Origin of the sequence: Klebsiella huaxiensis (assembly GCF_003261575.2) — a bacterium.
Classification (GTDB): domain Bacteria; phylum Pseudomonadota; class Gammaproteobacteria; order Enterobacterales; family Enterobacteriaceae; genus Klebsiella; species Klebsiella huaxiensis.
Map to the genome: position 1 here is coordinate 4,146,956 of NZ_CP036175.1, position 24,003 is coordinate 4,170,958.

20 protein-coding genes and 7 tRNA genes are annotated in these 24,003 nt (G+C 49.9%); 16 read left to right on the forward strand and 11 right to left on the reverse strand.

All coding sequences use genetic code 11. The annotated features are described in order from the left end of the window. Positions 1 to 3: 3 nt before the first annotated feature. The 7 genes from DA718_RS19860 to seqA form a co-directional block, all read right to left on the reverse strand. Positions 4 to 1,488 (reverse strand): sugar ABC transporter ATP-binding protein, encoded by a 1,485-nt coding sequence (locus tag DA718_RS19860; protein WP_112214498.1) that lies wholly within the window; start codon positions 1,486 to 1,488, stop codon positions 4 to 6. 105 nt (positions 1,489 to 1,593) lie between these two features. Next, positions 1,594 to 2,460, reverse strand: a complete 867-nt coding sequence (locus DA718_RS19865; protein ID WP_227016027.1) for an ABC transporter substrate-binding protein — start codon at positions 2,458 to 2,460, stop codon at positions 1,594 to 1,596. A gap of 281 nt (positions 2,461 to 2,741) precedes the next feature. Beyond that, the gene (locus DA718_RS19870) at positions 2,742 to 3,815 is read right to left on the reverse strand and encodes a zinc-binding dehydrogenase (protein WP_112214499.1); all 1,074 of its coding nucleotides are present in this window, start codon (positions 3,813 to 3,815) and stop codon (positions 2,742 to 2,744) included. A 116-nt stretch (positions 3,816 to 3,931) separates the two neighbouring features. Continuing rightward, on the reverse strand, positions 3,932 to 4,729 hold the full coding sequence (locus DA718_RS19875) for a DeoR/GlpR family DNA-binding transcription regulator (RefSeq protein ID WP_112214500.1): 798 nt from the start codon (positions 4,727 to 4,729) through the stop codon (positions 3,932 to 3,934). A 333-nt stretch (positions 4,730 to 5,062) separates the two neighbouring features. After that, positions 5,063 to 5,482 carry an arginine:ornithine antiporter gene (locus DA718_RS19880; protein ID WP_112214501.1) on the reverse strand — a complete coding sequence of 140 codons (420 nt, stop codon included), beginning with the start codon at positions 5,480 to 5,482 and terminating at the stop codon, positions 5,063 to 5,065. A 59-nt stretch (positions 5,483 to 5,541) separates the two neighbouring features. After that, positions 5,542 to 7,182, reverse strand: coding sequence for a phosphoglucomutase (alpha-D-glucose-1,6-bisphosphate-dependent) (pgm, locus tag DA718_RS19885; RefSeq protein WP_110273368.1), 1,641 nt, complete (start codon positions 7,180 to 7,182; stop codon positions 5,542 to 5,544). A gap of 32 nt (positions 7,183 to 7,214) precedes the next feature. Next, positions 7,215 to 7,763, reverse strand: a complete 549-nt coding sequence (gene seqA, locus DA718_RS19890) for a replication initiation negative regulator SeqA (protein WP_110273367.1) — start codon at positions 7,761 to 7,763, stop codon at positions 7,215 to 7,217. Between the two features lie 183 nt (positions 7,764 to 7,946). Between seqA and ybfF the strand changes: the two genes are divergently transcribed. From ybfF to fur, 4 genes are all read left to right on the forward strand, one after another. Continuing rightward, positions 7,947 to 8,720 carry an esterase gene (gene ybfF / locus DA718_RS19895; protein WP_112214502.1) on the forward strand — a complete coding sequence of 258 codons (774 nt, stop codon included), beginning with the start codon at positions 7,947 to 7,949 and terminating at the stop codon, positions 8,718 to 8,720. Between the two features lie 133 nt (positions 8,721 to 8,853). Beyond that, a complete protein-coding gene (gene ybfE / locus DA718_RS19900; protein ID WP_110273365.1) occupies positions 8,854 to 9,147 on the forward strand; it encodes a LexA regulated protein in 294 nt (97 codons plus the stop codon). A gap of 150 nt (positions 9,148 to 9,297) precedes the next feature. Further along, positions 9,298 to 9,828 (forward strand): flavodoxin FldA, encoded by a 531-nt coding sequence (gene fldA / locus DA718_RS19905; RefSeq protein WP_167492801.1) that lies wholly within the window; start codon positions 9,298 to 9,300, stop codon positions 9,826 to 9,828. A gap of 291 nt (positions 9,829 to 10,119) precedes the next feature. Continuing rightward, positions 10,120 to 10,572, forward strand: coding sequence for a ferric iron uptake transcriptional regulator (fur, locus tag DA718_RS19910; RefSeq protein ID WP_004885952.1), 453 nt, complete (start codon positions 10,120 to 10,122; stop codon positions 10,570 to 10,572). Between the two features lie 70 nt (positions 10,573 to 10,642). Here fur and DA718_RS19915 read toward each other — a convergent pair whose 3' ends face one another. From DA718_RS19915 to nagE, 4 genes are all read right to left on the reverse strand, one after another. Beyond that, entirely contained in the window at positions 10,643 to 10,975 is a 333-nt protein-coding gene (locus DA718_RS19915) for a ChiQ/YbfN family lipoprotein (RefSeq protein WP_112214503.1), read from the reverse strand. A 47-nt stretch (positions 10,976 to 11,022) separates the two neighbouring features. Beyond that, complete coding sequence (gene chiP, locus DA718_RS19920; protein WP_112214504.1) at positions 11,023 to 12,480, reverse strand: chitoporin ChiP; 1,458 nt, start codon at positions 12,478 to 12,480, stop codon at positions 11,023 to 11,025. A 437-nt stretch (positions 12,481 to 12,917) separates the two neighbouring features. After that, positions 12,918 to 14,585: a glutamine--tRNA ligase gene (gene glnS, locus DA718_RS19925; RefSeq protein WP_112214505.1), complete on the reverse strand. Its 1,668-nt coding sequence runs from the start codon at positions 14,583 to 14,585 to the stop codon at positions 12,918 to 12,920. Positions 14,586 to 14,764: 179 nt separating this feature from the next. Then, on the reverse strand, positions 14,765 to 16,717 hold the full coding sequence (nagE, locus tag DA718_RS19930) for a PTS N-acetyl glucosamine transporter subunit IIABC (RefSeq protein WP_112214506.1): 1,953 nt from the start codon (positions 16,715 to 16,717) through the stop codon (positions 14,765 to 14,767). 313 nt (positions 16,718 to 17,030) lie between these two features. Between nagE and nagB the strand changes: the two genes are divergently transcribed. The 12 genes from nagB (at position 17,031) to DA718_RS19990 (ending at position 23,954) form a co-directional block, all read left to right on the forward strand. Beyond that, positions 17,031 to 17,831 (forward strand): glucosamine-6-phosphate deaminase, encoded by an 801-nt coding sequence (gene nagB / locus DA718_RS19935; RefSeq protein WP_110273359.1) that lies wholly within the window; start codon positions 17,031 to 17,033, stop codon positions 17,829 to 17,831. A gap of 60 nt (positions 17,832 to 17,891) precedes the next feature. Further along, on the forward strand, positions 17,892 to 19,040 hold the full coding sequence (nagA, locus tag DA718_RS19940) for an N-acetylglucosamine-6-phosphate deacetylase (protein ID WP_112214507.1): 1,149 nt from the start codon (positions 17,892 to 17,894) through the stop codon (positions 19,038 to 19,040). A gap of 8 nt (positions 19,041 to 19,048) precedes the next feature. After that, on the forward strand, positions 19,049 to 20,269 hold the full coding sequence (gene nagC, locus DA718_RS19945; protein ID WP_110273357.1) for a DNA-binding transcriptional regulator NagC: 1,221 nt from the start codon (positions 19,049 to 19,051) through the stop codon (positions 20,267 to 20,269). A gap of 45 nt (positions 20,270 to 20,314) precedes the next feature. Further along, complete coding sequence (locus tag DA718_RS19950; RefSeq protein WP_110273356.1) at positions 20,315 to 21,067, forward strand: HAD-IIA family hydrolase; 753 nt, start codon at positions 20,315 to 20,317, stop codon at positions 21,065 to 21,067. A gap of 278 nt (positions 21,068 to 21,345) precedes the next feature. Continuing rightward, positions 21,346 to 23,007 (forward strand): asparagine synthase B, encoded by a 1,662-nt coding sequence (asnB, locus tag DA718_RS19955; RefSeq protein ID WP_112214509.1) that lies wholly within the window; start codon positions 21,346 to 21,348, stop codon positions 23,005 to 23,007. 230 nt (positions 23,008 to 23,237) lie between these two features. Beyond that, positions 23,238 to 23,314 (forward strand) — tRNA-Met (locus tag DA718_RS19960). Positions 23,315 to 23,320: 6 nt separating this feature from the next. Beyond that, a tRNA-Leu gene (locus DA718_RS19965) sits at positions 23,321 to 23,405 on the forward strand. Positions 23,406 to 23,440: 35 nt separating this feature from the next. Further along, a tRNA-Gln gene (locus tag DA718_RS19970) sits at positions 23,441 to 23,515 on the forward strand. A 36-nt stretch (positions 23,516 to 23,551) separates the two neighbouring features. Next, positions 23,552 to 23,626: transfer RNA gene (locus DA718_RS19975), tRNA-Gln, on the forward strand. Between the two features lie 22 nt (positions 23,627 to 23,648). Next, a tRNA-Met gene (locus DA718_RS19980) sits at positions 23,649 to 23,725 on the forward strand. Positions 23,726 to 23,769: 44 nt separating this feature from the next. Further along, positions 23,770 to 23,844, forward strand: a tRNA-Gln gene (locus DA718_RS19985). 35 nt (positions 23,845 to 23,879) lie between these two features. Continuing rightward, positions 23,880 to 23,954, forward strand: a tRNA-Gln gene (locus tag DA718_RS19990). Positions 23,955 to 24,003: the final 49 nt, after the last annotated feature.

Sequence of the window (24,003 nt, forward strand, 5' to 3'; positions counted from 1 at the left end):
TCCCTAAATAATATTACCGGCGGCATGCAGCATAATGACCGTGGAATTTATATTTTCATTTTCAAGTTCGGCAACGATATCGCCATCACGAAAAACCATGACGCGGTCGCTAACGCCAATCACTTCCGGCAACTCTGATGAAATCATAATTATCGAAATACCTTGTTCGGTAAGATTGCGCATAATTTGATAGATTTCAGATTTAGCCCCTACATCAATGCCGCGAGTTGGCTCATCAAAAATCAAAATATTGACATCATGATTTAACCAGCGGGAAATAACGACTTTCTGCTGATTACCACCGCTTAATGTTCCGACGGCGGTAAAAGCATCCGGCGTTTTTACCCCAACGTGACGAATTAAATGCTCAGCCGTTTTACGCTCTTCACCATCACGAATTAGCGAATAGTGGCAAGTATGCTTGTTGAGCCAGATATTATCTTTAACTGAAAAACCTAGCACCAGCCCCTGAGTTTTACGGCTTTCAGGCAATAAGCCAATGCCCAGCTGTAGAGCCTGATCGGTGGACTTTATCGAGACCTCTTTCCCCGCCAGACGGACATGTTTTTTAAAGCATTTATCCGCGCCGGTCAGCGCCAGAATCGCTTCTGAACGCCCCGACCCCACGAGTCCGGCGAGGCCTAAGATTTCGCCTTTGCGCAGCGTTAATCGGTTCACTTTGCTGCTTTCGGTAAGCTGAATTTCCGCATCCAGCAGAAGATCATGATTCTCCAGCGTCCGTCGCTCCGGATAGATATTCTCCACCTCGCGGCCAACCATCATCTGGATCATCTCCGCGAGATCGATATCATCAACCTTCGCTGAACCGATGTATTTCCCATCACGCAAGATGCTCAGGCTGTCGCAAATCTCGTAGATTTCCTCAAGATGGTGAGAGATGAAGAACATGCCCACGCCTTTCGCTTTTAAATCGCGCATCACGCGAAAAAGGTGTTCCGCTTCGCTTGGGGTTAAGGTGGCAGTCGGTTCATCGAGGATCAGAATACGGGCATCCAGCGAGAGCGCTTTGGCAATTTCCACGAACTGCTGCTCAGCCACGCTGAGATGGCAAATTTGCTCATCGGGATCCAGCGTCACGCCGAGCTCTTTAAAGATCCTGAGAGCCTCGCGGCGCATGGTTTTACGGTCTAATAAACCAAATGGATTCACTTTCTCGCGGTTGAGAAAAATATTCTCATAGGCATTAAGATAGGGAATAAGAGAAAATTCCTGAAAAATAATCCCAACGCCACACTGAATGGCATCGCGATAATTATGAAAATGCTGCTGCTTGCCATCAATAAAAATGTTGCCGGTATCCGGTTGATATATCCCACAGAGGATTTTCATCAACGTGGATTTACCCGCGCCATTTTCACCGAGTAAAGCATGCACCTCCCCTCGCCCAAGGGTAATATTGACATTATCGAGCGCCTTGACTCCGGGGAAGCTTTTACTGACATTTTTGACTTCCAGTAAGCTGGGCATGAACATCGCTCCATGACGACACGATAATATATCGTGCCATACTTTAATAAGAATCCACGACGGCCCACGAACTTAATCGCGAGCCGTTATGGAGTAATAACGCTCTTACCAATGGAAATCTTTGGCGTTTGTTTTATCAATAAGCTTCACATCAACAGGAATCTCTTTCGGAATATTCGCGCCCCAATGTTTAGCCAGCGCAATACCTAAACCGATACGTAACTGGTCGCGCGGGAACTGCGCGGCAGTGGCAATAAATGGCGTATTGCCTTTAGCAATTTCAGCTACCGCTTCCGGCGAACCGTCAACGCTAACTAATTTCACATCACGGCCGGAAGACTGAATAGCCGCCAGCGCACCAAGAGAGCCAACGTCGTTAACGCTGAAAATACCGTTGAGCGTTGGATTGGATTGCAACATATTTTCCGTCACGCTCATGGAGGTATCGCGTTCTTGCTTGCCGTTCAGTTTGGTAATGACTTTAATATTAGGATGCTTTTTCATCGCATCTTCAAAACCACGAACGCGTTCCAGAATAGGTACCACGGGAATGCCATCGAGAATCGCGACGTTGCCTTTATCCCCCAGCGCTTTGGCTAAATGCTCACCGGCAATAAAACCTGCGTCATAGTTTTTAGAACCGACAAATGAGTCAATAGGCCCGTTTGCCTGAGCATCAATCGCTACCACCACCACACCTGCTTTTTTCGCCGCCAGAACTGCCGTTTCCGCGCCTACGCTATCAGCTGGGTTGATCAGCAGAATATCAATTTTCTTCTGCAACATATCCTCAACGTCGCTAATCTGCTTGGAGACATCATGCGCAGCATCAGCAGTATATACAGTGGCATTAATATCTTTCGCCGACTGCTCAAGTGATTCTTTCATGGTGACAAAATATTCGTTATTCAATTCCTGGAACGACATACCGATAGTTAGCGGCTTAGCATTAACGCAGGCGACCATACTCATCGCCAGAAGTCCTGAGAGTAATGCTTTCGTATTCAATTTTACAGGCATTCAATATCTCCTTTTTGAGTTATGCGCTAAAGGATAAAGATTATCCTTTAGCGTTTTCATGGTACGAATGTTGCCTGATAGCCTGAGCAATAAATTAACGACCGGTAGACATCATCAGACCACCGATATTTACCCCAGTTATCACCATGATACAAATCCAGTATTTATTTAGCCTCCATTTATTTCAATGTAGTGACACTCAAAATAAATGAAACTATTTAATTTTTAAATTTTTATGGTTTAATAACGACCTTGATAGAATCCAGCGATTTTGCCATTTCAAACGCCGCTTTCCACTCATCGATAGAATAGAAATGAGTGACGACACCTTTCGCAGTCAGCAGGCCGCGCTCAAAGAGATCGATGGCGATTTCATAGCTGTACGGGCCAAGATGCGCACCGCGAATATCCAGCTCTTTTCGGTCGCCAATGATCGACCAGTCGGCGGTGGTTTCTTTACCAAACACGCTGAACTCGACAAAACGACCCAGTTTACGAATCATCTCCAGTCCCTGGGTAACGCCAATCGGCGCGCCGGTAGCTTCAATGTAGACGTCGCAGCCGTAGCCTTCGGTCATGGCTTTAACAATGGCAACGGCGTCTTCTTTGGCTGCATTGATAACCACATCCGCACCAAACTCTTTCGCCAGCGCCAGACGGTCTTCCATGGTGTCGATCACCACCAACTTTTTCGGCGTCTTAAGATGCGCGACCTGTACCATGCACAGACCCAGCGGGCCGGCACCAGCGATAACAACAACATCATCCAGATCGATATCCCCACGGCGTACCGTATGGATAGCACAGGCCATTGGCTCGATAAGCGCCGCATCTTCTTCACTTAATGATTCGGGGATTTTGTGAATAATCGCCCTTTCGGAGAAGCGCATATATTCAGCCATACCGCCATCGGCAACATCCTTTTGAAAACCATAAATATCATGGGTTTCACACATCCAGTATTTCCCGGTTTTACAGAAGCGACATTCATGACAAGGTACAATCTGCTCCGCCAGAATACGATCGCCAATTTTTAATTTATATTTTTCTGCCGAGCCGGGGCCTAATTCAGCAACCCTGCCATAGAATTCATGTCCTGGCACCACTGGCGTTTTCACCCATGGGTTTTCACCCCAAAACATCGGTGCGCCGTCCTGGGCTTTGCAATCACCAGCACATATTCCACAGCCATCAACTTTAATAACCACTTCTTTTTCTTGTGCTACCGGGCGCGTAATCTTTTCAAAGCGGTAATCCTGGGGACCATGGCACACAACAGCTTTCATATCTTCAGGTAATTGTTCCATCGTAAACCTCATTTTCGGATAAGTAATGAAGATGGATAGTATTGCTGACGCAATTATCCTCCACCTGGCACAAGAGTCGTGAGATGATGATGCAAATGAATTATTACGTAGAGAGTTTAACTGGTCTCTACGATTTTCAAGCATTCCTGACGATAGATATCCTTTGGTAGCTTATTAGTAATAAGAACATCAATATCTGCCAGGTCACATATTTTATATAATGAATAACGTTCAAATTTACTGCTATCTACCATCAGAATTTTTTGGTCGGCCACTTTCAGCATTTCCTGTTTCAGACGCACGTTGACTTCATTGCTATCTTTGATTTCCAGGCCAGAATCAAGGCCCTGGCAAGAAAAGAACAGTTTATTGACCTTAAAGTTATTAATAATAAATTCAGCTACCGGCCCATGAAAATCGCCGTGTCTTTCAGAATATTCACCACCCACGCTGACAATTCTTATTTTCTTTCGGCAGGCCAATGTCTGAATAATATTTAATGAATTGGTAATTACCGTCAGTTCAATATCGGGCAACTGCCGTGCTAAAAACCAGCATGAACTGCTATTGTCCATAATAATGCATTCATGCTCATAAATGTACTGTAATGCGCTTTTGGCAATACGCATTTTTCGCTCTGGCTGCTCTTTTGTTCGCTTAATAAATGCTTCAGCTTTATCGACAAAATTCCCATTATTTGTGGGATTATCCACATCTAAAAATGATGCATTATTTTCTGAAATCATCGCGCCGCCAAAGCTACGGACCAATTTTTTATTTTTGGCGAGCACAGTTAAATCTCGGCGAATAGTTTCTGGAGACACGCCAAATATTCTCGACAATTCATTGACTCTAGCACAACCGTTTTCAACGACAAATTCCAGAATTAATGAGTGACGTTTAACTTGTAACATATAAGTTCTCAAGAAAGCATCCAGGATTTAATGACATAAATGTAACAAAATCATCCATATCATTAAGTGATTCAAATCATACAAAATCAAAACAAGCGTTCAGATTTTTTTAATTTGAAGTTGATCATATATTTAAAGAAAATTGCATTTCTTAAGATTGGATTTTGTGACAATGGTAGCAAAATATAACTTCATTGATGCCCAGGCACTCAACTTCAATCTACAGAATGGGCAAACCCGGTCAAAAAAATAATACCCGTTTGTGCCCGATTCAGTCATTGCAGAATGCGCATAATCTATATTGTCGCGATAGCAGGTCAAATAACCTCGTGGTCAAACCTTACGGCAGCGCCATAGCGTCACCACTTTCGCCGCTTCCGAGAGTAGTAAAAGCCCGATAAAGAACACTATCCCCTTGAACCCCATTTCACGCAGCATCCATAACACCAGCGAAAGCGACGGCAGCATAAAGACCAGCCGTAACGGCGTTTGCGCCCATGTCAGCCACAGGGCATAGCGGCTCTGACGCAAGAATAGAATCATCGACACGGGAATGCTGATTATCAACAAAAAATTAAGCGGGAACAGCCAGGCGGCCGCGGAGCCGTAGGTATGCAGGAGCTGGAGATATGCGAGGATATCGTCGTAGAACGGTACGCGTCGGTGATAGAGGTTCCAGCCGACAAACTCAATGAGATAAAAAAGATCCATCCCAGCCCAAAACCAAAAGACTTTTTTACGTTTCAGTTTCATCGCACTCCTTGCGAAAAAAACAGGCCCTGAAAAGGGCCTGATTATGATGATGACTTAGCTTATGCGTTTTTCAGCACTTCGCTGACAATCTCCACCGCTTCTTTCTCAATCTGCTGACGGTGCTCAGCGCCAAGGAAGCTTTCACAGTAGATTTTGTAAGCGTCTTCAGTACCTGACGGACGCGCAGCAAACCAGCCGTTCTCGGTCATCACCTTCAGACCGCCAATTGCCGCACCGTTGCCCGGAGCCGCGGTCAGACGCGCGGTAATCGGGTCACCGGCCAGCGTGCTGGCGCTTACCATTTCCGGAGAGAGCTTAGACAGCGCTGTTTTCTGGGCAGAAGTTGCTGAAGCCTGCAGACGGTTGTAGCTTGGCGCGCCGAAACGTGCTGCCAGTTCATCATAGTGCTGCTGCGGGTTTTTCCCGGTCACCGCGGTGATTTCCGCCGCCAGCAGGCACATGATGATGCCGTCTTTGTCGGTAGACCATGGCGTGCCGTCGAAACGCAGGAACGAAGCGCCCGCGCTCTCTTCGCCGCCGAAGCCGAAGCTACCGTCGAACAGACCATCAACGAACCATTTAAAACCAACCGGTACTTCCACCAGCTTGCGGCCTAAGTCATTCACAACGCGGTCGATCATTGCCGAGGAGACCAGAGTCTTACCGACAGCAACATCTTTGCCCCACTGCGGGCGATGCTGGAACAGGTAGTTAATCGCCACCGCCAGGTAGTGGTTCGGATTCATTAACCCGGCTGGCGTCACGATACCGTGGCGGTCGTAATCCGGGTCGTTAGCGAAGGCCAGGTCGAACTTGTCGCGCAGCGCCAGCAGGCCCGCCATGGCGCACTCGGAGGAGCAGTCCATGCGGATCGCGCCGTCTTTATCGAGGTGCATAAAGCGGAAAGTCTGATCGACATTATCGTTAACGATAGTCAGGTTCAGCTTGTAGTACTCAGCAATGCGTTTCCAGTACTCAATACCGGAGCCGCCAAGCGGATCAACACCCAGCGTCAGGCCCGCTTTCTGGATAGCCGCCATATCGACGATATCCGCCAGCCCTTCGATAAACGGCTGTACTAAATCCTGCTCTTTCACATGACCTGAGGCCAGCGCCGCATCAAGAGAAATACGCTTCACGCCCTGCAGACCAGCAGCCAGCAGTTCGTTAGCGCGGTTTTCGACAACTTTGGTCACGTTGGTATCAGCCGGGCCACCGTTCGGCGGATTGTACTTGATACCACCGTCTTCCGGCGGGTTATGGGACGGAGTGATGACGATGCCGTCAGCCTGTGGGCCGCCTTTCTTGTTGTGCACCAGAATCGCATTAGAAATCGCCGGCGTCGGGGTGAAACCGTTATTTTCCTGAACGATGACATCAACACCGTTCGCCGCCAGCACTTCCAGTACAGAAATGAAAGCGGGTTCGGATAGTGCATGGGTGTCCTTCCCGACGTAGCATGGGCCGGTGATCCCGTTCTTTGCGCGGTCTTCAGCAATTGCCTGGGCAATCGCCAGAATATGCTGCTCGTTGAAGTTGTGGCGCGCTGCGCTGCCGCGATGGCCGGAGGTACCAAACTTCACCGCATGTTCCGCATTGCCCACTTCTGGCTTCAGCACATAGTACTGGGCGGTCAGCTGGGCGACGTTAATCAAATCACTCTGTTGCGCAGGTTGACCTGCGCGCTTATCGATTGCCATTGCCTGATCCTTCTGGTGCAAAAGTTAAATGACTAGATCGTACCGCAAACCTTTTCGATCAATTCAGCAGGGAACTGCATTGACTGCATGATATGTTCAATCATGCTGCATTTGCGGCCGGTATTGGTATTTGTAATAACCCACCACGGCGTGCCCGGAACCTGCTTAGGTTTTGTCTGATTACCATTTTTCTGTAGCGTCCGCTCATCTTCAGCGAAATAGACGCGAGTGCGCCCATGCAGAGACTCGGTCGCCTCGGCAAACGCTTTACTGTCTAAGGAATAGAGGGTAGTCAGAACCAGCATGAAACGGTTTACCGCGCGTTTTTGTTCGGCGTACTCATCAGATAGCAGCAGCTCGCGCATGGCGCGGACTTTATCCTTCAGAGGATTGGCGGGTTTCACTTCAACGACAGGCGTTGGCGCCGGAGCCGGAACGACTTTCGCTACCGGTGCGGCAGGCTGGGAAACGGCGGAAAACTTCAACATGCGCCGTAAAATGTCGGATGCACTCTCGCCAATATGCTTGGTGTGGCTGGCAATATAGCTATAGAGTTCATCATCAACTTCAATTGTTTTCATCTTAATCCAGTACGATATCTTTTCTGAATACAAGTTGTCGGGATTATAAGGACAAATCCCAACCGCGGATAGCGTCAAACCAGGATGGCGGTAAAACTCGGAAATCTTCCGGGTCTTGCAGCCGGATGGCAGAATGTCCAACATAATACCCTAACCCGACGGAGCGAAAAAAAGAACTTTGCCATGAAATTAAATAGCCGAGCGCAATCTGCACAGAATCCGCACAATAATCCCCCTATCGTCCTGGTCCATGGCCTTTTTGGCAGTCTGGATAACCTTGGGATCCTCGCCCGCGATCTGGTCGCTGACTACGATATTTTACAGGTCGATATGCGAAATCACGGTCTTTCCCCGCGCGCGCCAGAGATGACCTATGCCGCGATGGCTCAGGATTTGATTGATACTCTCAATGAATACCAAATAGAAAAAGCGACCTTTATTGGTCACTCAATGGGCGGTAAGGCGGTCATGGCGCTGAGCGCAATGGCCCCGGAGCGCATCGCTGGCCTGGTTGCGATTGATATTGCCCCTGTGGATTATCACGTTCGTCGCCATGATGAAATCTTCGCCGCCATCAATGCCGTGACCGACGCGGGTGCCGCAACGCGTCAACAGGCGGCAGCGGTGATGCGCGAACACCTCAATGAAGAAGGCGTGATTCAGTTTCTGCTGAAATCCTTTGTGGAAGGTCAGTGGCGGTTTAACGTGCCGGTATTGTGGGAGCAATATGACAATATCGTCGGCTGGCAAACCATCCCCGCCTGGCCGCATCCGGCGCAATTTATCCCCGGCGGTAACTCACCCTACGTAACCGATGCCTACCGTGAGGCTCTGCTGGCTCAATTCCCCCAGGCACGGGCCCATGTGATTGCCGGAGCCGGACATTGGGTACATGCAGAAAAACCAGAGGCCGTTTTACGGGCTATACGCCGTTATTTGACCTCCATAGCCGCGTAACTGGCTAAAATCTGCCCGACCGCGCGGCAGAATGCCCGTGGTCGTTGGCGCAGCCCCTCGCCTGATGTATTATGGCGGGCTATCTGCGTCGGCTATGCCCGACAGCTTGTTTCCCCCGAAGTCACTCTGAATCATGGCAAAAGAACAAACGGACCGTACGACATTAGATTTGTTCGCAACCGAGCGTCGGCCGGGTAGACCGAAAACCAATCCGCTTTCACGCGACGAACAGCTGCGTATCAACAAACGCAATCAGCTCAAGCGCGATAAAGTTCGCGGTTTGAAGCGCGTTGAGCTGAAGCTCAATGCCGATGCGGTTGATGCGCTCAATGAGCTGGCCGAAGCCCGCAACATGAACCGCAGCGATCTGATTGAAGAGATGCTGATGAACCAACTGGCGGCCCTGCGCAGCCAGGATAAAGCCTAAAACCCTCAAAAAATAAGCTTTCATGTAGCAGAGTGTGCAGTCGGGCGTGATTGCTGTTTCCGCGCCCTTCTCAGTTCTGCTATCATTGCCCCTATCTGTGGGCATTTAAGTCCCTACCACATCATTAAGTTTCAAGAGGTTATTTTACTCATGGCAATCATCGGCATCTTTTTTGGCAGCGACACCGGCAACACCGAAAATATTGCAAAAATGATTCAAAAGCAGCTTGGTAAAGATGTTGCTGATGTGCGCGACATTGCCAAGAGCAGCAAAGAAGATCTGCAAGCTCACGATATTCTGCTGCTCGGCATCCCAACCTGGTACTACGGTGAAGCACAGTGTGACTGGGATGATTTCTTCCCGACGCTGGAAGAAGTCGATTTCAACGGCAAACTGGTCGCGCTGTTTGGCTGCGGCGATCAGGAAGACTACGCTGAATACTTCTGTGATGCGCTGGGTACCATTCGCGACATCATCGAACCCCGCGGCGCCACTATCGTTGGTCACTGGCCGACCGCTGGATATCATTTTGAAGCATCTAAAGGTCTGGCAGATGACGACCACTTCGTGGGTCTGGCCATCGACGAAGACCGTCAGCCAGAACTGACTAACGAACGCGTGGAAAAATGGGTAAAACAGATTTCTGAAGAGCTACACCTCGAAGAAATCAAGAATGCCTGAGTCTAAACGGCGTTATCGTCAGATTTCGCCGAATTAATAGATAAAAGCAATCAAAGTTATAGCTACAAGTTTTTAACTTTTAATCACATATCTGTACAATGTCCTCTGATTTAACGAGGTCACGTGAAGCACTTTGTAGCCAGTGCCTCGTTTTTGACAGCATACAAGGCCCGATGCTTGCAGTTTTCATTTCACCATGGCAGTTCTATAATGAGACGCATTACATCGGGTGATTCTCTGTATTACTTCCGTTGATGGAAGTAGATCGTTTAGCAACAGGACAGATTCCGCATGACTGACAACAATACCGCATTAAAGAAGGCTGGCCTGAAAGTGACACTTCCGCGATTAAAAATCCTGGAAGTCCTGCAGGAACCGGATAACCATCATGTCAGTGCGGAAGACTTATATAAACGCCTGATTGATATGGGTGAAGAGATTGGTCTGGCAACCGTCTATCGCGTACTGAACCAGTTCGACGACGCCGGCATCGTCACCCGTCATAATTTCGAAGGTGGTAAATCCGTTTTCGAGCTAACGCAACAGCATCATCACGATCATCTGATTTGCCTTGATTGCGGCAAAGTGATCGAATTTAGCGATGACTCAATTGAAGCTCGTCAACGTGAGATTGCCTCCCGACACGGTATTCGCCTCACCAACCACAGCCTGTACCTGTACGGTCACTGTGCAGAAGGCGATTGCCGCGAAGATGAACATGCCCACGACGCGGTGGAAAAGTAATTCCCCGTTGCGTAAGCAGCAAAAAGCCAACCTGACGGTTGGCTTTTTTTATGGCTACGAAAAGTAAAAATCAGGGTTTCGTGTTGTTGCTACGAATCTCTTTCCAAATCTGGTCACAGCGCGACTGTACTGCCTGATCGTTACCGGTTTTACGCGCCTGGATACATTGCTGGTAATCCAGTACTCGCACGCTTTCCTGGGTGGCGAACTGCTGATGCTGCTTCTCTTGCTTCAGAACGTCTAATACGCTCTGGCAGGCTTCGACTTTATCTGGGTTACCTTCAGCAGTATTAATACAGGCGCTGTAGGCATCTTTTAACTTTGAATCCTCTTTCGGCGCTGGCGACTGCGTGCAGGCAACCAGACCTGCCGCCACAATGGCGACAAGCAATAGCTTCTTCATAATCGACCTCGGGAAATTGCGGCAGGATCACGCCCGCCGCACTGGCATCAGAAAATGGTGAATGGAGCAATAACCATGAACTTCACGTCGCGCTCATCCTGGAAGATGTTGCCGTAGCCGCCGCTCCAGCTTGGGATATCGGAGTGGTTGTCGTATTGAGTAAAGTGCAGTTTAAACAGCGTACCCTTCGCGCGTCCTTCCTGTACGGTGTACATCGCATCCAGGCTATAGGCTGACTCTTCCAGACGTTTGTCAGGGTTGTAGTAAGCATCAGGAGAAGACATTTTTCCTGGTTTTGCATCCCATGCATAAACATAGGACGCGCCGAAGGCCCAACCCGGCATATTCCAGTTCTTCATGTCATACATCGCACCGAAGAACACCGCTTTTTCACCGTTGGCGTTGAAGTCAGAGCGGTTATCCCACCAGACATCCAGACGACCGTTAGATGAGGCGTAAGTCGGCGTCATACGCTGCAGGAAGTAGCCCTGCTGACCATCGGCTTTAACCCAGGTTCCTTCCAGGCGCAGGTCGAGAACATCAGCAACCTTATAGCCAAAGGTCAATGCCTGCAGCCAGGCGGTACCATCATAAATATCGTTCGCCCCGCCGTTGCTGACTTTATCGCGAGTACCGTAGAACTGGTAGCTGGTGGTTAGCGGCGTGCCTGCGACATCAAATTTGTAGCTGGCCTTAGCGAAATACTGGTCGATGTAACCCTGTGCCTGACCAAATGCAGCTTCCAGCACGAGGTCATTTTTAAAATCATACTTGGCGCCGAGAGAGTGGAGATAATCAACCTTGGTTTTCTTGTCGTTCTGATAGAACTCATCCATCTCAATGTGCCACGGCGCTTTATATTCGTTTGTCCACATATAGGAGAAACTCAGCGCGCCCGCATCGCCGTAGTCAAAATTAGCACCGGCTTCAGCCCCCTGATAGGTACCCGGCATAAAGCTCCAGTGTGGAGCCAGCAAGGTTTGACCGGTAGGCTGGATATAGCCAGCACGCGCCCATGCCGGGCCAAATTTAAATTTGGCGGCTGCTTTGTACAGGCTGATCCCGCTCTTATCACCGGAATAGTCTTCATCGTAAGTTTTATTGCGTGAGGAGAAAGCGATTTCGTTCGGGTGGCCGCTATCACCGCTTTCGCCCATTTCGATGGCAGTAAAGGCGGCGATATCAATACCGAACATGTCGGCAGCATAGCCAGACTGAAAATCCAGGTTGGCGTTCCAGGTGGAATGAGAAAGGTTCGTCTGATAAGACTTATAGTTAGGGTTTTTTTCCTTATACTTAGTGCCATCCGGGGCAACTCGATCTACCGTTGGATTCAGATCTTTACGGTCACGTTCACGCTGCCAGTAATAGATGCCGCCGGTTAACGTTGAATCATCAATGAACCCTTCGGCTTTCGCATCCGGTACCATTGCAAAACCTGACAGTGCTGTCACACCGGCGATAGCCAGCGCCAGCGTACTACGTTTGCCACTAAACGTACGCATATGCATATCCTCTTTGACTTTTTAAAAACGCAGTTACCAAGGGCAACTAGCGAAAAAAATAAAATAAAACTGCTTAAAAAGTGGAGCGGTAAAATCCGCATAACCACTGGGTATAGACTATTTTTCGTGACGCGAATTATCAATCTCTTTCGATGATCAAAGATGAAGATTATGACAAAGCGCACATAATCTATGTCTTTTTGTTTCAGTCGTAGATGTCATGCATTTGACGTGGAAGTGCTTGCTATATCAGAAAAAATAGGCGTAATGAAAGCGATTACATGATTTTATAGAGGATGACCGGAGGGACAAATAGTTGTGATTATTACAATCTGTAAACAAGATTAATTCGCATCGCGAAAATATGATAATTTAATCCCCTGATTCTGAAATAAAAAAACGCCGCGATAAGCGGCGTTCTCAATAATGACGGTGAACTACGCGCCGGCTTTCGCCCAGGTGTCGCGCAGACCAACGGTACGGTTAAATACCAAATTGGTTGCGGTTGCATAGCGGCTGTCGAGGCAGAAGTAACCTTCACGCTCGAACTGGTATGCTTTTTCAGGCTGCGCCTGCGCTAGGCTTGGTTCAGCAAAACCCTGCTTGATAATCAGCGATTCCGGGTTCATGACCGACAGAAAATCATCAGCAGCACCGGGATTTGGCACGCTGAACAGACGATCGTACAGACGAATCTCTACCGGCAGCGCATGCGCTGCGCTCACCCAGTGAATCACACCCTTCACCTTGCGGCCATCAGCCGGATCTTTGCTCAGAGTGTCAGCATCGTAGGTACAGAAGATAGTGGTGATATTACCTTCCACGTCCTTCTCTACGCGCTCAGCTTTGATAACGTAAGCATTGCGCAGACGGACTTCTTTGCCCAGCACCAGACGCTTGTACTGCTTGTTCGCTTCTTCACGGAAATCCGCGCGATCGATCCAGATCTCGCCACTGAACGGTACTTCACGGCTGCCCATCTCCGGTTTGCTCGGATGATTCGGCATAGTCACCATTTCGCTACCGCCCTGCGGATAGTTTTCGATAACCAGCTTAACCGGGTCGATAACGGCCATCGCGCGCGGAGCGTTTTCGTTCAAATCCTCACGAATGCAGGATTCCAGCGAAGCGATTTCAATGGTGTTGTCTTGTTTGGTCACGCCGATGCGTTTGCAGAACTCACGGATGGATTCAGCGGTGTAACCGCGACGACGCAGACCGGAGATCGTCGGCATACGCGGGTCATCCCAACCTTCAACGTGCTTCTCGGTCACCAGCTGATTCAGCTTGCGCTTAGACATCACGGTGTATTCGAGGTTAAGACGCGAGAATTCATACTGACGCGGATGCACGGGGATACTGATGTTATCCAGCACCCAATCGTACAAACGGCGGTTATCCTGGAACTCAAGAGTGCACAGGGAATGGGTAATCCCTTCCAGTGCATCGCTGATGCAGTGGGTGAAGTCGTACATCGGGTAGATGCACCACTTGCTTCCGGTCTGGTGGTGATCGGCGAACTTAATGCGATACAACACCGGATCGCGCATCACGATAAACGGAGAAGCCATATCGATTTTCGCGCGCAGGCAGGCTTTCCCCTCGGCAAAACCACCGGTACGCATTTTCTCAAACAGCGCCAGGTTCTCTTCCACGCTGCGATCGCGATACGGACTATTTTTACCCGGCTCTTTCAGGGTCCCGCGATATTCACGGATTTCTTCCGCCGACAGTTCATCAACGTAGGCCAGACCTTTATTGATCAATTCAACCGCATACTGGTGCAGCTGATCGAAATAATCAGACGAGTAGCAAACATCTCCGGACCAGTGGAAACCTAACCACTGCACGTCGTTTTTAATCGACTCAACGTACTCGATATCTTCCTTCACCGGGTTGGTGTCATCGAAACGCAGGTTGCATTGACCTTTGTAGTCCTGGGCGATACCAAAGTTCAGACAAATAGACTTCGCATGGCCAATGTGCAGATAACCATTCGGTTCCGGTGGAAAACGGGTATGAACAGTGGTGTGCTTACCAGTAGCCAGATCTTCATCGATTATCTGACGAATAAAGTTAGTCGGGCGGGCTTCTGCCTCACTCATCGCGGGTTCCTCAAAGCGTAAACAACGTATAACGGCGTATGATCTTATAAGCCGAAGAAGCTGACAACCTTTAGTTACGCAAAATAGGTATCAAACGGAAATATTGAGGTTATTTGCACTAAAAAAAAGCGGCGCAGATTTCGCTGCGCCGCTTGAGGCATAAACTCTACTCAGGAGCCTTACTTGCCTTTAATTTCGTATAGCGGTGTCTGACCTGCTACAACCTTACCGGTTGCCTGAATAACCAGTGCGCTGTAGTCGTCGCTGTTGCTGCACACCACCGGGCTAATCATGGAGCGCGCATTAGCATTCAGGAATTCAAGATCCAGTTCCAGAATCGGCTGGCCAGCTTTCACTTCAGCCCCCTCTTCCACCAGACGTTTAAAGCCCTGACCGTTAAGCGCGACGGTATCAATACCCATGTGGACAACGATTTCCGCGCCATTTTCAGTTTCCAGGCAGAACGCATGGTTGGTGTTAAAGATCTTCACCACCGTGCCTGCAGCCGGAGCAACAACAATCTTGTCCGTTGGTTTCACCGCCACGCCGTCACCGACTGCTTTGCTGGCAAACGCTTCGTCCGGAACCTGCTCCAGGGCAACGATATCACCAGTGATTGGCGAAACCAGCGCTTCCACGGTTTTCGCATTCGCCACGGCCTGTGGTTTAGCAACTGATGCAACAGGTGCGCTATGAGCAGAAGAGGCAGACGTCGCCGCAACCGGGCCACGCGCAACCACTTTTTTCATTTCATCACCAACGGATTCAGCTTTCGCACCCACGATAACCTGAATGGTCTGTTTGTTCAGTTTAACCACACCCGAAGCGCCCAGGCGCTTACAGGCAGCATCGTTAACCAGCGCAGAGTCTGCAACGGTCAGACGCAGACGAGTAATACACGCATCAATCGCTTTCAGGTTATCCGTACCGCCAACCGCAGCGATGTAGTTGGTTGCCAGTTGAGTCAAACCTTCTTCGGTATTGCTGTTTGCTTCTTCAGTCACCACGTCATCGGTTTTATCTTCACGACCCGGCGTTTTCAGGTTGAACATACGGATAACCGCACTGAACAGCAGGAAGTAAATGACGAAGAACACCACGCCCATAACAATCAGCATCCAGACGTTTTTACTGGCTGCTGGCAGGCTGTACATCAGAACATAGTCGATAGCACCTGCGGAGAAGGAGAAGCCCGCGTGGATGCCCAACGCTGTCGCAACAAACAGGCTGATACCGGTCAGGATGGCGTGCAGGAGATACAGCAACGGCGCCAGGAACATGAACAGGAATTCCAGCGGCTCGGTGACACCGGTCAGGAATGCGGTAATTGCAACAGACAGCAGCATACCGCCGACCATTGGACGACGCTCTTTAGGGGCCGCGAAGTACATCGCCAGCGCTGCACCCGGCAGACCGAACATCATGATCGGGAAGAAGCCGGACATGAACATCCCCGCCGTGCCGTCACCCGCGTAGAAGCGGTTGATGTCACCGTGGAATACCGCACCTGCGGCGTTAGTGAATTCCCCAATCTGGAACCAGGCAATGGTGTTCAGAACCTGATGCAGACCGGTTGGGATCAGCAGACGGTTGATGAAACCGAAGATACCAGAACCCAGCGCGCCAGCGCCGACGATCCATTCTCCGCCTGCATGAATGGCGTTCTGCACCGGCGGCCATACATAACCGAAGATAGCCGCCAGCACCAGACAGAAGAAGCCGGTAGCAATTGGCACAAAGCGTTTGCCGCCAAAGAAGCTCAGGAAGTCAGGCAGTTTGATGCCCGACCAGCGGTTGTAAGTCGCACCCGCCACCAGACCAGTAATAATACCCGCCAGGACGCCCATGTTGATCGCCGGATTGATGGTGACCATCGCTTTGGTCAGCACGAAGTAACCAACTGCTCCCGCCAGCGCGGCGGCACCAGCGCTGTCCTTTGACCAGCTGGATGCCACACCGATAGCGAAAATCAGCGCCAGGTTGTCAAAGATTGACCCACCCGCCTGCGCAATAAACGCGATGTTAAGTAAATCTGGTTGACCGAATCGCAGCAGAAGCGCCGCAACCGGCAGCACTGCGATAGGGAGCTGCAACGCCCTACCGAGTCGCTGGAAAAAACCTAAAATATTCATCTTATTCCCCCTATGAGACCCCGATGAGGCTCATTCAAAGCCACTTTATTATTGTGCAACCTGGTTAAATTTTTAACTTACCTGCAAAGTGTCTGAAAAATTAATTCGTCTCGCAAATTAAATGGGTATTTTTTGTGACAAAAATCACCAAATATCGTATTACCCTCCGCCTTTTGCTGGCTAACAACGAAAACTTATTTTATCATTCAAAAAATCAACACGGATTGACCCCAGCCGACGCAGTTACTGCAATACTCTTAATAGTATGCTGGCGCCAATCCGCCAGGTTCTAATTTAACTATAGAGGTGAACAATGAGACTGATCCCCCTGGTAACAGCTGAGCAAGTCGGTAAATGGGCTGCCCGCCACATCGTTAATCGCATCAATGCGTTCAACCCTACGGCGGATCGTCCGTTTGTACTGGGTCTGCCAACCGGCGGCACCCCGCTGACGGCTTACAAAGCGCTGGTTGAGATGCACAAAGCAGGCCAGGTCAGCTTTAAGCATGTCGTCACTTTTAACATGGATGAGTATGTTGGTCTGCCGAAAGAGCACCCAGAAAGCTATCATAGCTTTATGCACCGCAACTTCTTTGATCACGTTGATATTCTGGCAGAAAACATTAATTTGCTGAATGGTAATGCACCTGATATCGATGCTGAATGCCGTCGTTATGAAGAAAAAATTCGTTCTTACGGCAAAATCAACCTGTTCATGGGCGGCGTAGGCAACGATGGGCACATCGCGTTTAATGAACCGGCCTCTTCGCTGGCTTCCCGTACCCGCATTAAAACCCTGACTCATGATACCCGTATAGCAAACTCCCGCTTCTTTGACGGTGATGTAGACCAGGTGCCTAAATACGCGCTAACCGTTGGCGTAGGTACTCTGCTTGATGCAGAAGAAGTGATGATTCTGGTGTTGGGGGGTCAGAAAGCGCTGGCGCTGCAGGCAGCGGTTGAAGGCAACGTTAACCATATGTGGACCATTACCTGTCTGCAACTACACCCGAAAGCGGTTGTGGTCTGCGACGAGCCGTCTACGATGGAACTGAAAGTTAAGACCTTGAAATATTTCAATGAATTAGAAGCTGAAAACATCAAAGGTCTGTAATGTAGTCTCGTCCTGCGGCCGCTCCCGCGGGACAACCATTTTTGACAACCGGGGGTCGTAATGTATGCATTAACCCAAGGCCGGATTTATACCGGTCATGAAATTCTGGATGACCATGCGATCGTTATCGCCAATGGCCTTATCGAACGTATCTGTCCGCTGACTGATTTACCCACCGGGATTGAACAACGCTCGGTTGATGGCGCCATTCTTGCTCCCGGTTTTATCGACGTACAGCTGAACGGCTGCGGCGGCGTGCAGTTTAACGACACACCCGATGCCGTCACCGTTAAAACGCTGGAAATTATGCAGGAAGCTAACCAGCGCTCCGGCTGCACCAGCTACTTACCCACGCTCATTACCGCCAGCGATGACCTGATGAAACAGGGCGTTCGCGTAATGCGCGAATATCTGCAAAAGCATCCGAATCAGGCTCTGGGTTTACATCTCGAAGGCCCGTGGCTGAACATTGTTAAGAAAGGCACCCATAATCCGGACTACGTGCGTAAACCGGATGCCGCGCTGGTCGACTTTCTGTGCGAAAACGCGGATGTGATTACCAAACTCACACTCGCCCCAGAGCGCGTTGAGCCGGAAGTGATCCGCAAGCTGGTCGCTGCAGGTATTATCGTTTCCGCGGGCCATTCCAACGCCACGCTGAAAGAAGCGAAAATAGGCTTCCGTTCTGGCATTACTTTCGCCACCCATCTGTTTAACGCAATGCCTTATATTACCGGCCGCGAGCCGGGTCTGGCGGGCGCGATTTTCGACGAACCGGATATTTACTGCGGCATTATCGTGGATGGTCTACATGTCGATTACGCCAACGTCCGTCTCGCTAAACGCCTGAAAGGCGACAAACTGTGCCTCGTGACCGACGCGACAGCACCGGCAGGTGCCAATATTGAACAGTTCATTTTTGCTGGTAAAACAATATACTACCGGAATGGATTGTGCGTGGATGAAAACGGCACCCTTAGCGGTTCTTCGCTGACCATGATTGAAGGGGTACGTAACCTCGTCGAACATTGCGGCATAGCGCTGGACGAAGTGTTGCGTATGGCAACCCTCTATCCTGCTCGCGCGATTGGCGTGGACAAACAATTAGGCAGCATTGCTCCGGGGATGGTCGCTAACCTGACCGCATTCACCCGCGATTATAAAATCACCAAGACCATCGTTAATGGTAACGAGGTCGTCACTGAGTAAGTAAAAGTATGACAGCAGGCGGACAAGCTCAAATTGGTAACGTCGATCTCGTAAAACAGCTGAACAGCGCGGCCGTCTATCGGTTGATTGATCAGCACGGCCCAATCTCGCGTATTCAGATTGCGGAACAAAGCCAGCTTGCCCCTGCCAGCGTAACCAAAATTACGCGTCAACTGATTGAACGCGGCCTGATCAAAGAAGTCGATCAGCAGGCCTCCACTGGGGGCCGCCGCGCGATCTCGATTATTGCCGAAACCCGCAATTTCCACGCAATTGGCGTGCGCCTTGGCCGCTATGACGCCACCCTGACGCTGTATGATTTAAGCAGCAAAACCCTTGAAGAAGAGCATTACCCACTTCCGGAAAGAACCCAGGAAACTCTGGAGCATGCGCTGCTCAACATCATCGCCTCCTTTATGGAAAGCTGCCAGCGTAAAATCCGTGAGCTGATTGCTATCTCGGTCATTCTACCGGGCCTGGTTGACCCTGAAAGTGGCGTTATTCGCTATATGCCCCACATTCAGGTTGAAAACTGGGGGTTAGTTGAGGCGCTGGAAGCACGTTTTAAACTAACCTGCTTCGTTGGCCACGATATCCGTAGTCTCGCGCTGGCAGAGCACTATTTTGGTGCAAGTCATGACTGCGAGGACTCCATTTTAGTGCGTGTACACCGCGGGACCGGGGCGGGGATTATTTCCAATGGCCGTACCTTTATCGGCCGCAATGGCAACGTTGGTGAAATCGGACATATCCAGGTCGATCCGCTGGGCGAGCGCTGCCACTGCGGTAACTTTGGCTGTCTGGAAACCATTGCTGCCAATGCCGCCATCGAGCATCGCGTTCGTCATTTACTGGAACAGGGCTACCAGAGCAAAATTTCAATTGATGACTGCACCATTAAAACTATTTGTAAAGCGGCGAATAAAGGTGATGCGCTGGCCTGTGAGGTTATTGAACATGTCGGCCGCCATCTGGGTAAAACCATCGCCATTGCAATTAACCTGTTTAATCCGCAAAAAGTCGTCATTGCCGGTGAAATTGTCGAAGCGGAAAAAGTCCTGCTGCCAGCGATTGAAAGCTGCATCAATAATCAGGCGCTAAAGGCATTTCGTAAAAATCTGCCGGTGGTGCGATCCACTCTCGATCATCGCTCAGCGATCGGCGCTTTTGCTCTGGTCAAGCGCGCGATGCTCAATGGGATCCTGCTCCAGCATTTGCTGGAAAGTTAAAGCCGCTTTATAGTTTCGCCTTTCTCCAACGATGTCGGACTGTCCATGACCATTCAAAACGTAATTTGTGATATTGACGGCGTGCTGATGCACGACAATGTGGCTGTGCCAGGTGCCGCTGAATTTATCAAACGCATTCTCGAAAAAGAGATGCCGCTGGTGATGCTGACCAACTACCCTTCACAGACCGGTCAGGATCTGGCGAACCGTTTTGCGACTGCGGGAATTGATGTACCGGATACCGCCTTTTATACCTCAGCAATGGCTACGGCGGATTTTCTGCGTCGCCAGGAAGGCAAGAAAGCCTATGTCGTGGGTGAAGGCGCGCTGATTCACGAGCTGTATAAAGCCGGTTTTACCATCACTGACGTTAACCCTGACTTCGTTATCGTTGGTGAAACCCGTTCCTTTAACTGGGAGATGATGCATAAGGCCGCTTTTTTCGTCGCTAACGGCGCGCGCTTTATCGCCACCAACCCGGATACTCACGGTCGCGGCTATTACCCTGCCTGCGGTGCGCTGTGCGCCGGCATCGAGAAAATCTCAGGACGTCAGCCGTTCTATGTCGGCAAACCCAGCCCGTGGATTATCCGTTCAGCGCTAAACAAAATGCAGGCGCACTCTGAGCAGACAGTCATCGTCGGCGATAACTTGCGCACGGATATTCTGGCAGGCTTTCAGGCTGGCCTGGAGACCATTCTGGTGCTTTCTGGGATCGCCACGCTCGACGATATCGACAGCATGCCATTCAGACCGTCATGGATTTACCCTTCCGTCGCAGAAATTGATATTTTCTGATCAAAACCACGTCCCCGGGCGTGGTTCTTCATTTTCAAGCGACAAAAAAACACCTTCCTCTAATAAAAATGCACTATTACTAAATATCCATCAATAAAACTGCTCAAAACATACTCTTTTTTCATTATTCAGCAACAGTAGTTGCATTATTTCTTTTCTCGACCGTAAACCCCTTGCGCGCCCCGCTCCTTTGCGGCATTTTCTTAAGCATGCACTGAGGCTTCGCAATAAGATGCAGCCTGCACCACTTCAAACAAGACAGGGTAACGGAGAAGGCTATGTGTTCAATTTTTGGCGTACTGGATATTAAAACTGACGCAGTCGAACTGCGTAAAAAGGCACTGGAACTTTCCCGCCTGATGCGCCACCGCGGTCCGGACTGGTCCGGTGTTTACGCATGCGATAAAGCCATTCTGGCGCATGAGCGTCTGTCTATCGTTGACGTTAACGCTGGTGCGCAGCCGCTGTATAACGCGCAAAAAACCCATGCTCTCGCTGTCAATGGTGAAATCTACAACCACCAGGCGCTGCGCGCTGAATACGGCGATCGCTATGCTTTCCAGACCGGTTCCGACTGCGAAGTCATCCTGGCGCTATATCAGGAAAAAGGGCCGGACTTCCTGGACGACCTGCAGGGGATGTTTGCATTCGCCCTGTATGACAGCGAACAAGACGCGTATCTGATTGGCCGCGACCATATCGGGATCATCCCGCTGTATATGGGTCATGACGAGCACGGCAACTTCTACGTCGCTTCAGAAATGAAAGCCCTTGTTCCGGTCTGCCGCACGATTAAAGAGTTCCCGGCGGGTAGCTACCTGTGGAGCAAAGATGGCGAAATCCGCCAGTATTATCAGCGTGACTGGTTCGACTATGACGCGGTCAAGGACAACGTTACTGATAAAAACGAACTGCGTCAGGCTCTGGAAGAATCGGTGAAAAGCCACCTGATGTCTGATGTTCCCTACGGCGTACTGCTGTCCGGCGGCCTGGATTCATCGGTTATTTCCGCTATCACCAAAAAATATGCCGCGCGCCGCGTTGAAGATCAGGAGAAATCAGAAGCCTGGTGGCCACAGCTTCACTCCTTCGCTGTAGGCCTGGAAGGCGCTCCTGACCTGAAGGCTGCGCAGGAAGTGGCTAACCATCTTGGCACCGTGCACCACGAGATCCATTTTACGGTTCAGGAAGGTCTGGACGCGATTCGCGATGTTATCTATCACATTGAAACCTACGATGTGACGACGATTCGCGCTTCAACGCCAATGTATTTGATGTCGCGTAAAATCAAAGCGATGGGCATCAAAATGGTACTGTCTGGCGAAGGTTCTGATGAAGTATTTGGCGGCTACCTTTATTTCCATAAAGCGCCAAACGCCAAAGAGTTGCATGAAGAGACCGTACGTAAGCTGCAAGCGCTGCATATGTTTGACTGCGCCCGCGCCAACAAAGCGATGTCTGCCTGGGGCGTTGAAGCACGCGTGCCGTTCCTGGATAAGAAATTCCTCGATGTGGCAATGCGCATCAACCCGCAGGATAAAATGTGCGGCAACGGTAAAATGGAAAAACATGTTCTGCGTGAATGCTTCGAGTCTTATCTGCCGGCAAGCGTCGCGTGGCGCCAGAAAGAGCAGTTTTCTGACGGTGTAGGTTACAGCTGGATCGATACGCTCAAAGAAGTCGCGGCAGAACAGATTTCCGATCAGCAACTGGAAACGGCCAGCTTCCGTTTCCCGTACAACACGCCATCGTCAAAAGAAGCGTATCTGTATCGCGAGATCTTTGAAGAATTATTCCCGGTACCCAGCGCTGCAGAATGTGTACCCGGTGGCCCGTCCGTTGCCTGCTCTTCAGCGAAAGCCATTGAATGGGATGAGTCGTTCAAAACGATGAACGATCCATCAGGACGCGCAGTCGGCGTGCACCAGTCGGCTTACTAAATAACCATCAATATCTAAAACGGATCCTACGGGGTCCGTTTTTTTATGCCTTATGCAAATCATTAAAAACGATAAATAACCAATAATTGCCGATTATTACACCACGCTGTTCGCAACCTAACCAAACAGTCGTTTTCAGCCCATTTTCGATGAAAAAGGGGTTGACGCTTTAAGGCTCAATACGCATAATGCGCCCCGCAACGCCGATAAGGTAACGCGAAAAAAAAGATGGCTACGTAGCTCAGCTGGTTAGAGCACATCACTCATAATGATGGGGTCACAGGTTCAAATCCCGTCGTAGCCACCATATTTTGCGGGAGTGGCGAAATTGGTAGACGCACCAGATTTAGGTTCTGGCGCCGCAAGGTGTGCGAGTTCAAGTCTCGCCTCCCGCACCATTTACTCTTTCGCGTTGCAAGTAAAAGTTTTTTGTTGGGGTATCGCCAAGCGGTAAGGCACCGGTTTTTGATACCGGCATTCCCTGGTTCGAATCCAGGTACCCCAGCCATATTTCTTCGATGTTTGCGGTTCACCGCGACGGTATTGGGGTATCGCCAAGCGGTAAGGCACCGGTTTTTGATACCGGCATTCCCTGGTTCGAATCCAGGTACCCCAGCCATTGAAGAATATGATAAGATTTTGGCTACGTAGCTCAGCTGGTTAGAGCACATCACTCATAATGATGGGGTCACAGGTTCGAATCCCGTCGTAGCCACCATATAAGGACTTATTGATTTAGTTCGATAAATCCAAAAAAATTGTTGGGGTATCGCCAAGCGGTAAGGCTCTGGTTTCTGATACCAGCATTCCGAGGTTCGAATCCTCGTACCCCAGCCAATTTAAAAAGTCGCTCACATTGTGGGCGCACCCGTTGGGGTATCGCCAAGCGGTAAGGCTCTGGTTTCTGATACCAGCATTCCGAGGTTCGAATCCTCGTACCCCAGCCACTTAATAGCAAAAAGCTCGCTTCGGCGGGCTTTTTGCTTTCTGACGTTT

Excerpts from the sequence above, each read along its gene's own strand:
- fur (WP_004885952.1), top strand. The coding sequence starts at position 10,120 with ATGACTGACAACAATACCGCATTAAAGAAGGCTGGCCTGAAAGTGACA.
- DA718_RS19950 (WP_110273356.1), top strand. The coding sequence starts at position 20,315 with ATGACCATTCAAAACGTAATTTGTGATATTGACGGCGTGCTGATGCAC.
- nagB (WP_110273359.1), top strand. The coding sequence starts at position 17,031 with ATGAGACTGATCCCCCTGGTAACAGCTGAGCAAGTCGGTAAATGGGCT.
- seqA (WP_110273367.1), bottom strand. The coding sequence starts at position 7,763 with ATGAAAACAATTGAAGTTGATGATGAACTCTATAGCTATATTGCCAGC.
- ybfE (WP_110273365.1), top strand. The coding sequence starts at position 8,854 with ATGGCAAAAGAACAAACGGACCGTACGACATTAGATTTGTTCGCAACC.
- nagE (WP_112214506.1), bottom strand. The coding sequence starts at position 16,717 with ATGAATATTTTAGGTTTTTTCCAGCGACTCGGTAGGGCGTTGCAGCTC.
- chiP (WP_112214504.1), bottom strand. The coding sequence starts at position 12,480 with ATGCGTACGTTTAGTGGCAAACGTAGTACGCTGGCGCTGGCTATCGCC.
- fldA (WP_167492801.1), top strand. The coding sequence starts at position 9,298 with ATGGCAATCATCGGCATCTTTTTTGGCAGCGACACCGGCAACACCGAA.
- DA718_RS19915 (WP_112214503.1), bottom strand. The coding sequence starts at position 10,975 with ATGAAGAAGCTATTGCTTGTCGCCATTGTGGCGGCAGGTCTGGTTGCC.
- DA718_RS19865 (WP_227016027.1), bottom strand. The coding sequence starts at position 2,460 with ATGAGTATGGTCGCCTGCGTTAATGCTAAGCCGCTAACTATCGGTATG.
- pgm (WP_110273368.1), bottom strand. The coding sequence starts at position 7,182 with ATGGCAATCGATAAGCGCGCAGGTCAACCTGCGCAACAGAGTGATTTG.
- nagC (WP_110273357.1), top strand. The coding sequence starts at position 19,049 with ATGACAGCAGGCGGACAAGCTCAAATTGGTAACGTCGATCTCGTAAAA.
- glnS (WP_112214505.1), bottom strand. The coding sequence starts at position 14,585 with ATGAGTGAGGCAGAAGCCCGCCCGACTAACTTTATTCGTCAGATAATC.
- asnB (WP_112214509.1), top strand. The coding sequence starts at position 21,346 with ATGTGTTCAATTTTTGGCGTACTGGATATTAAAACTGACGCAGTCGAA.
- nagA (WP_112214507.1), top strand. The coding sequence starts at position 17,892 with ATGTATGCATTAACCCAAGGCCGGATTTATACCGGTCATGAAATTCTG.
- DA718_RS19875 (WP_112214500.1), bottom strand. The coding sequence starts at position 4,729 with ATGTTACAAGTTAAACGTCACTCATTAATTCTGGAATTTGTCGTTGAA.
- DA718_RS19880 (WP_112214501.1), bottom strand. The coding sequence starts at position 5,482 with ATGAAACTGAAACGTAAAAAAGTCTTTTGGTTTTGGGCTGGGATGGAT.
- DA718_RS19870 (WP_112214499.1), bottom strand. The coding sequence starts at position 3,815 with ATGGAACAATTACCTGAAGATATGAAAGCTGTTGTGTGCCATGGTCCC.
- ybfF (WP_112214502.1), top strand. The coding sequence starts at position 7,947 with ATGAAATTAAATAGCCGAGCGCAATCTGCACAGAATCCGCACAATAAT.
- DA718_RS19860 (WP_112214498.1), bottom strand. The coding sequence starts at position 1,488 with ATGCCCAGCTTACTGGAAGTCAAAAATGTCAGTAAAAGCTTCCCCGGA.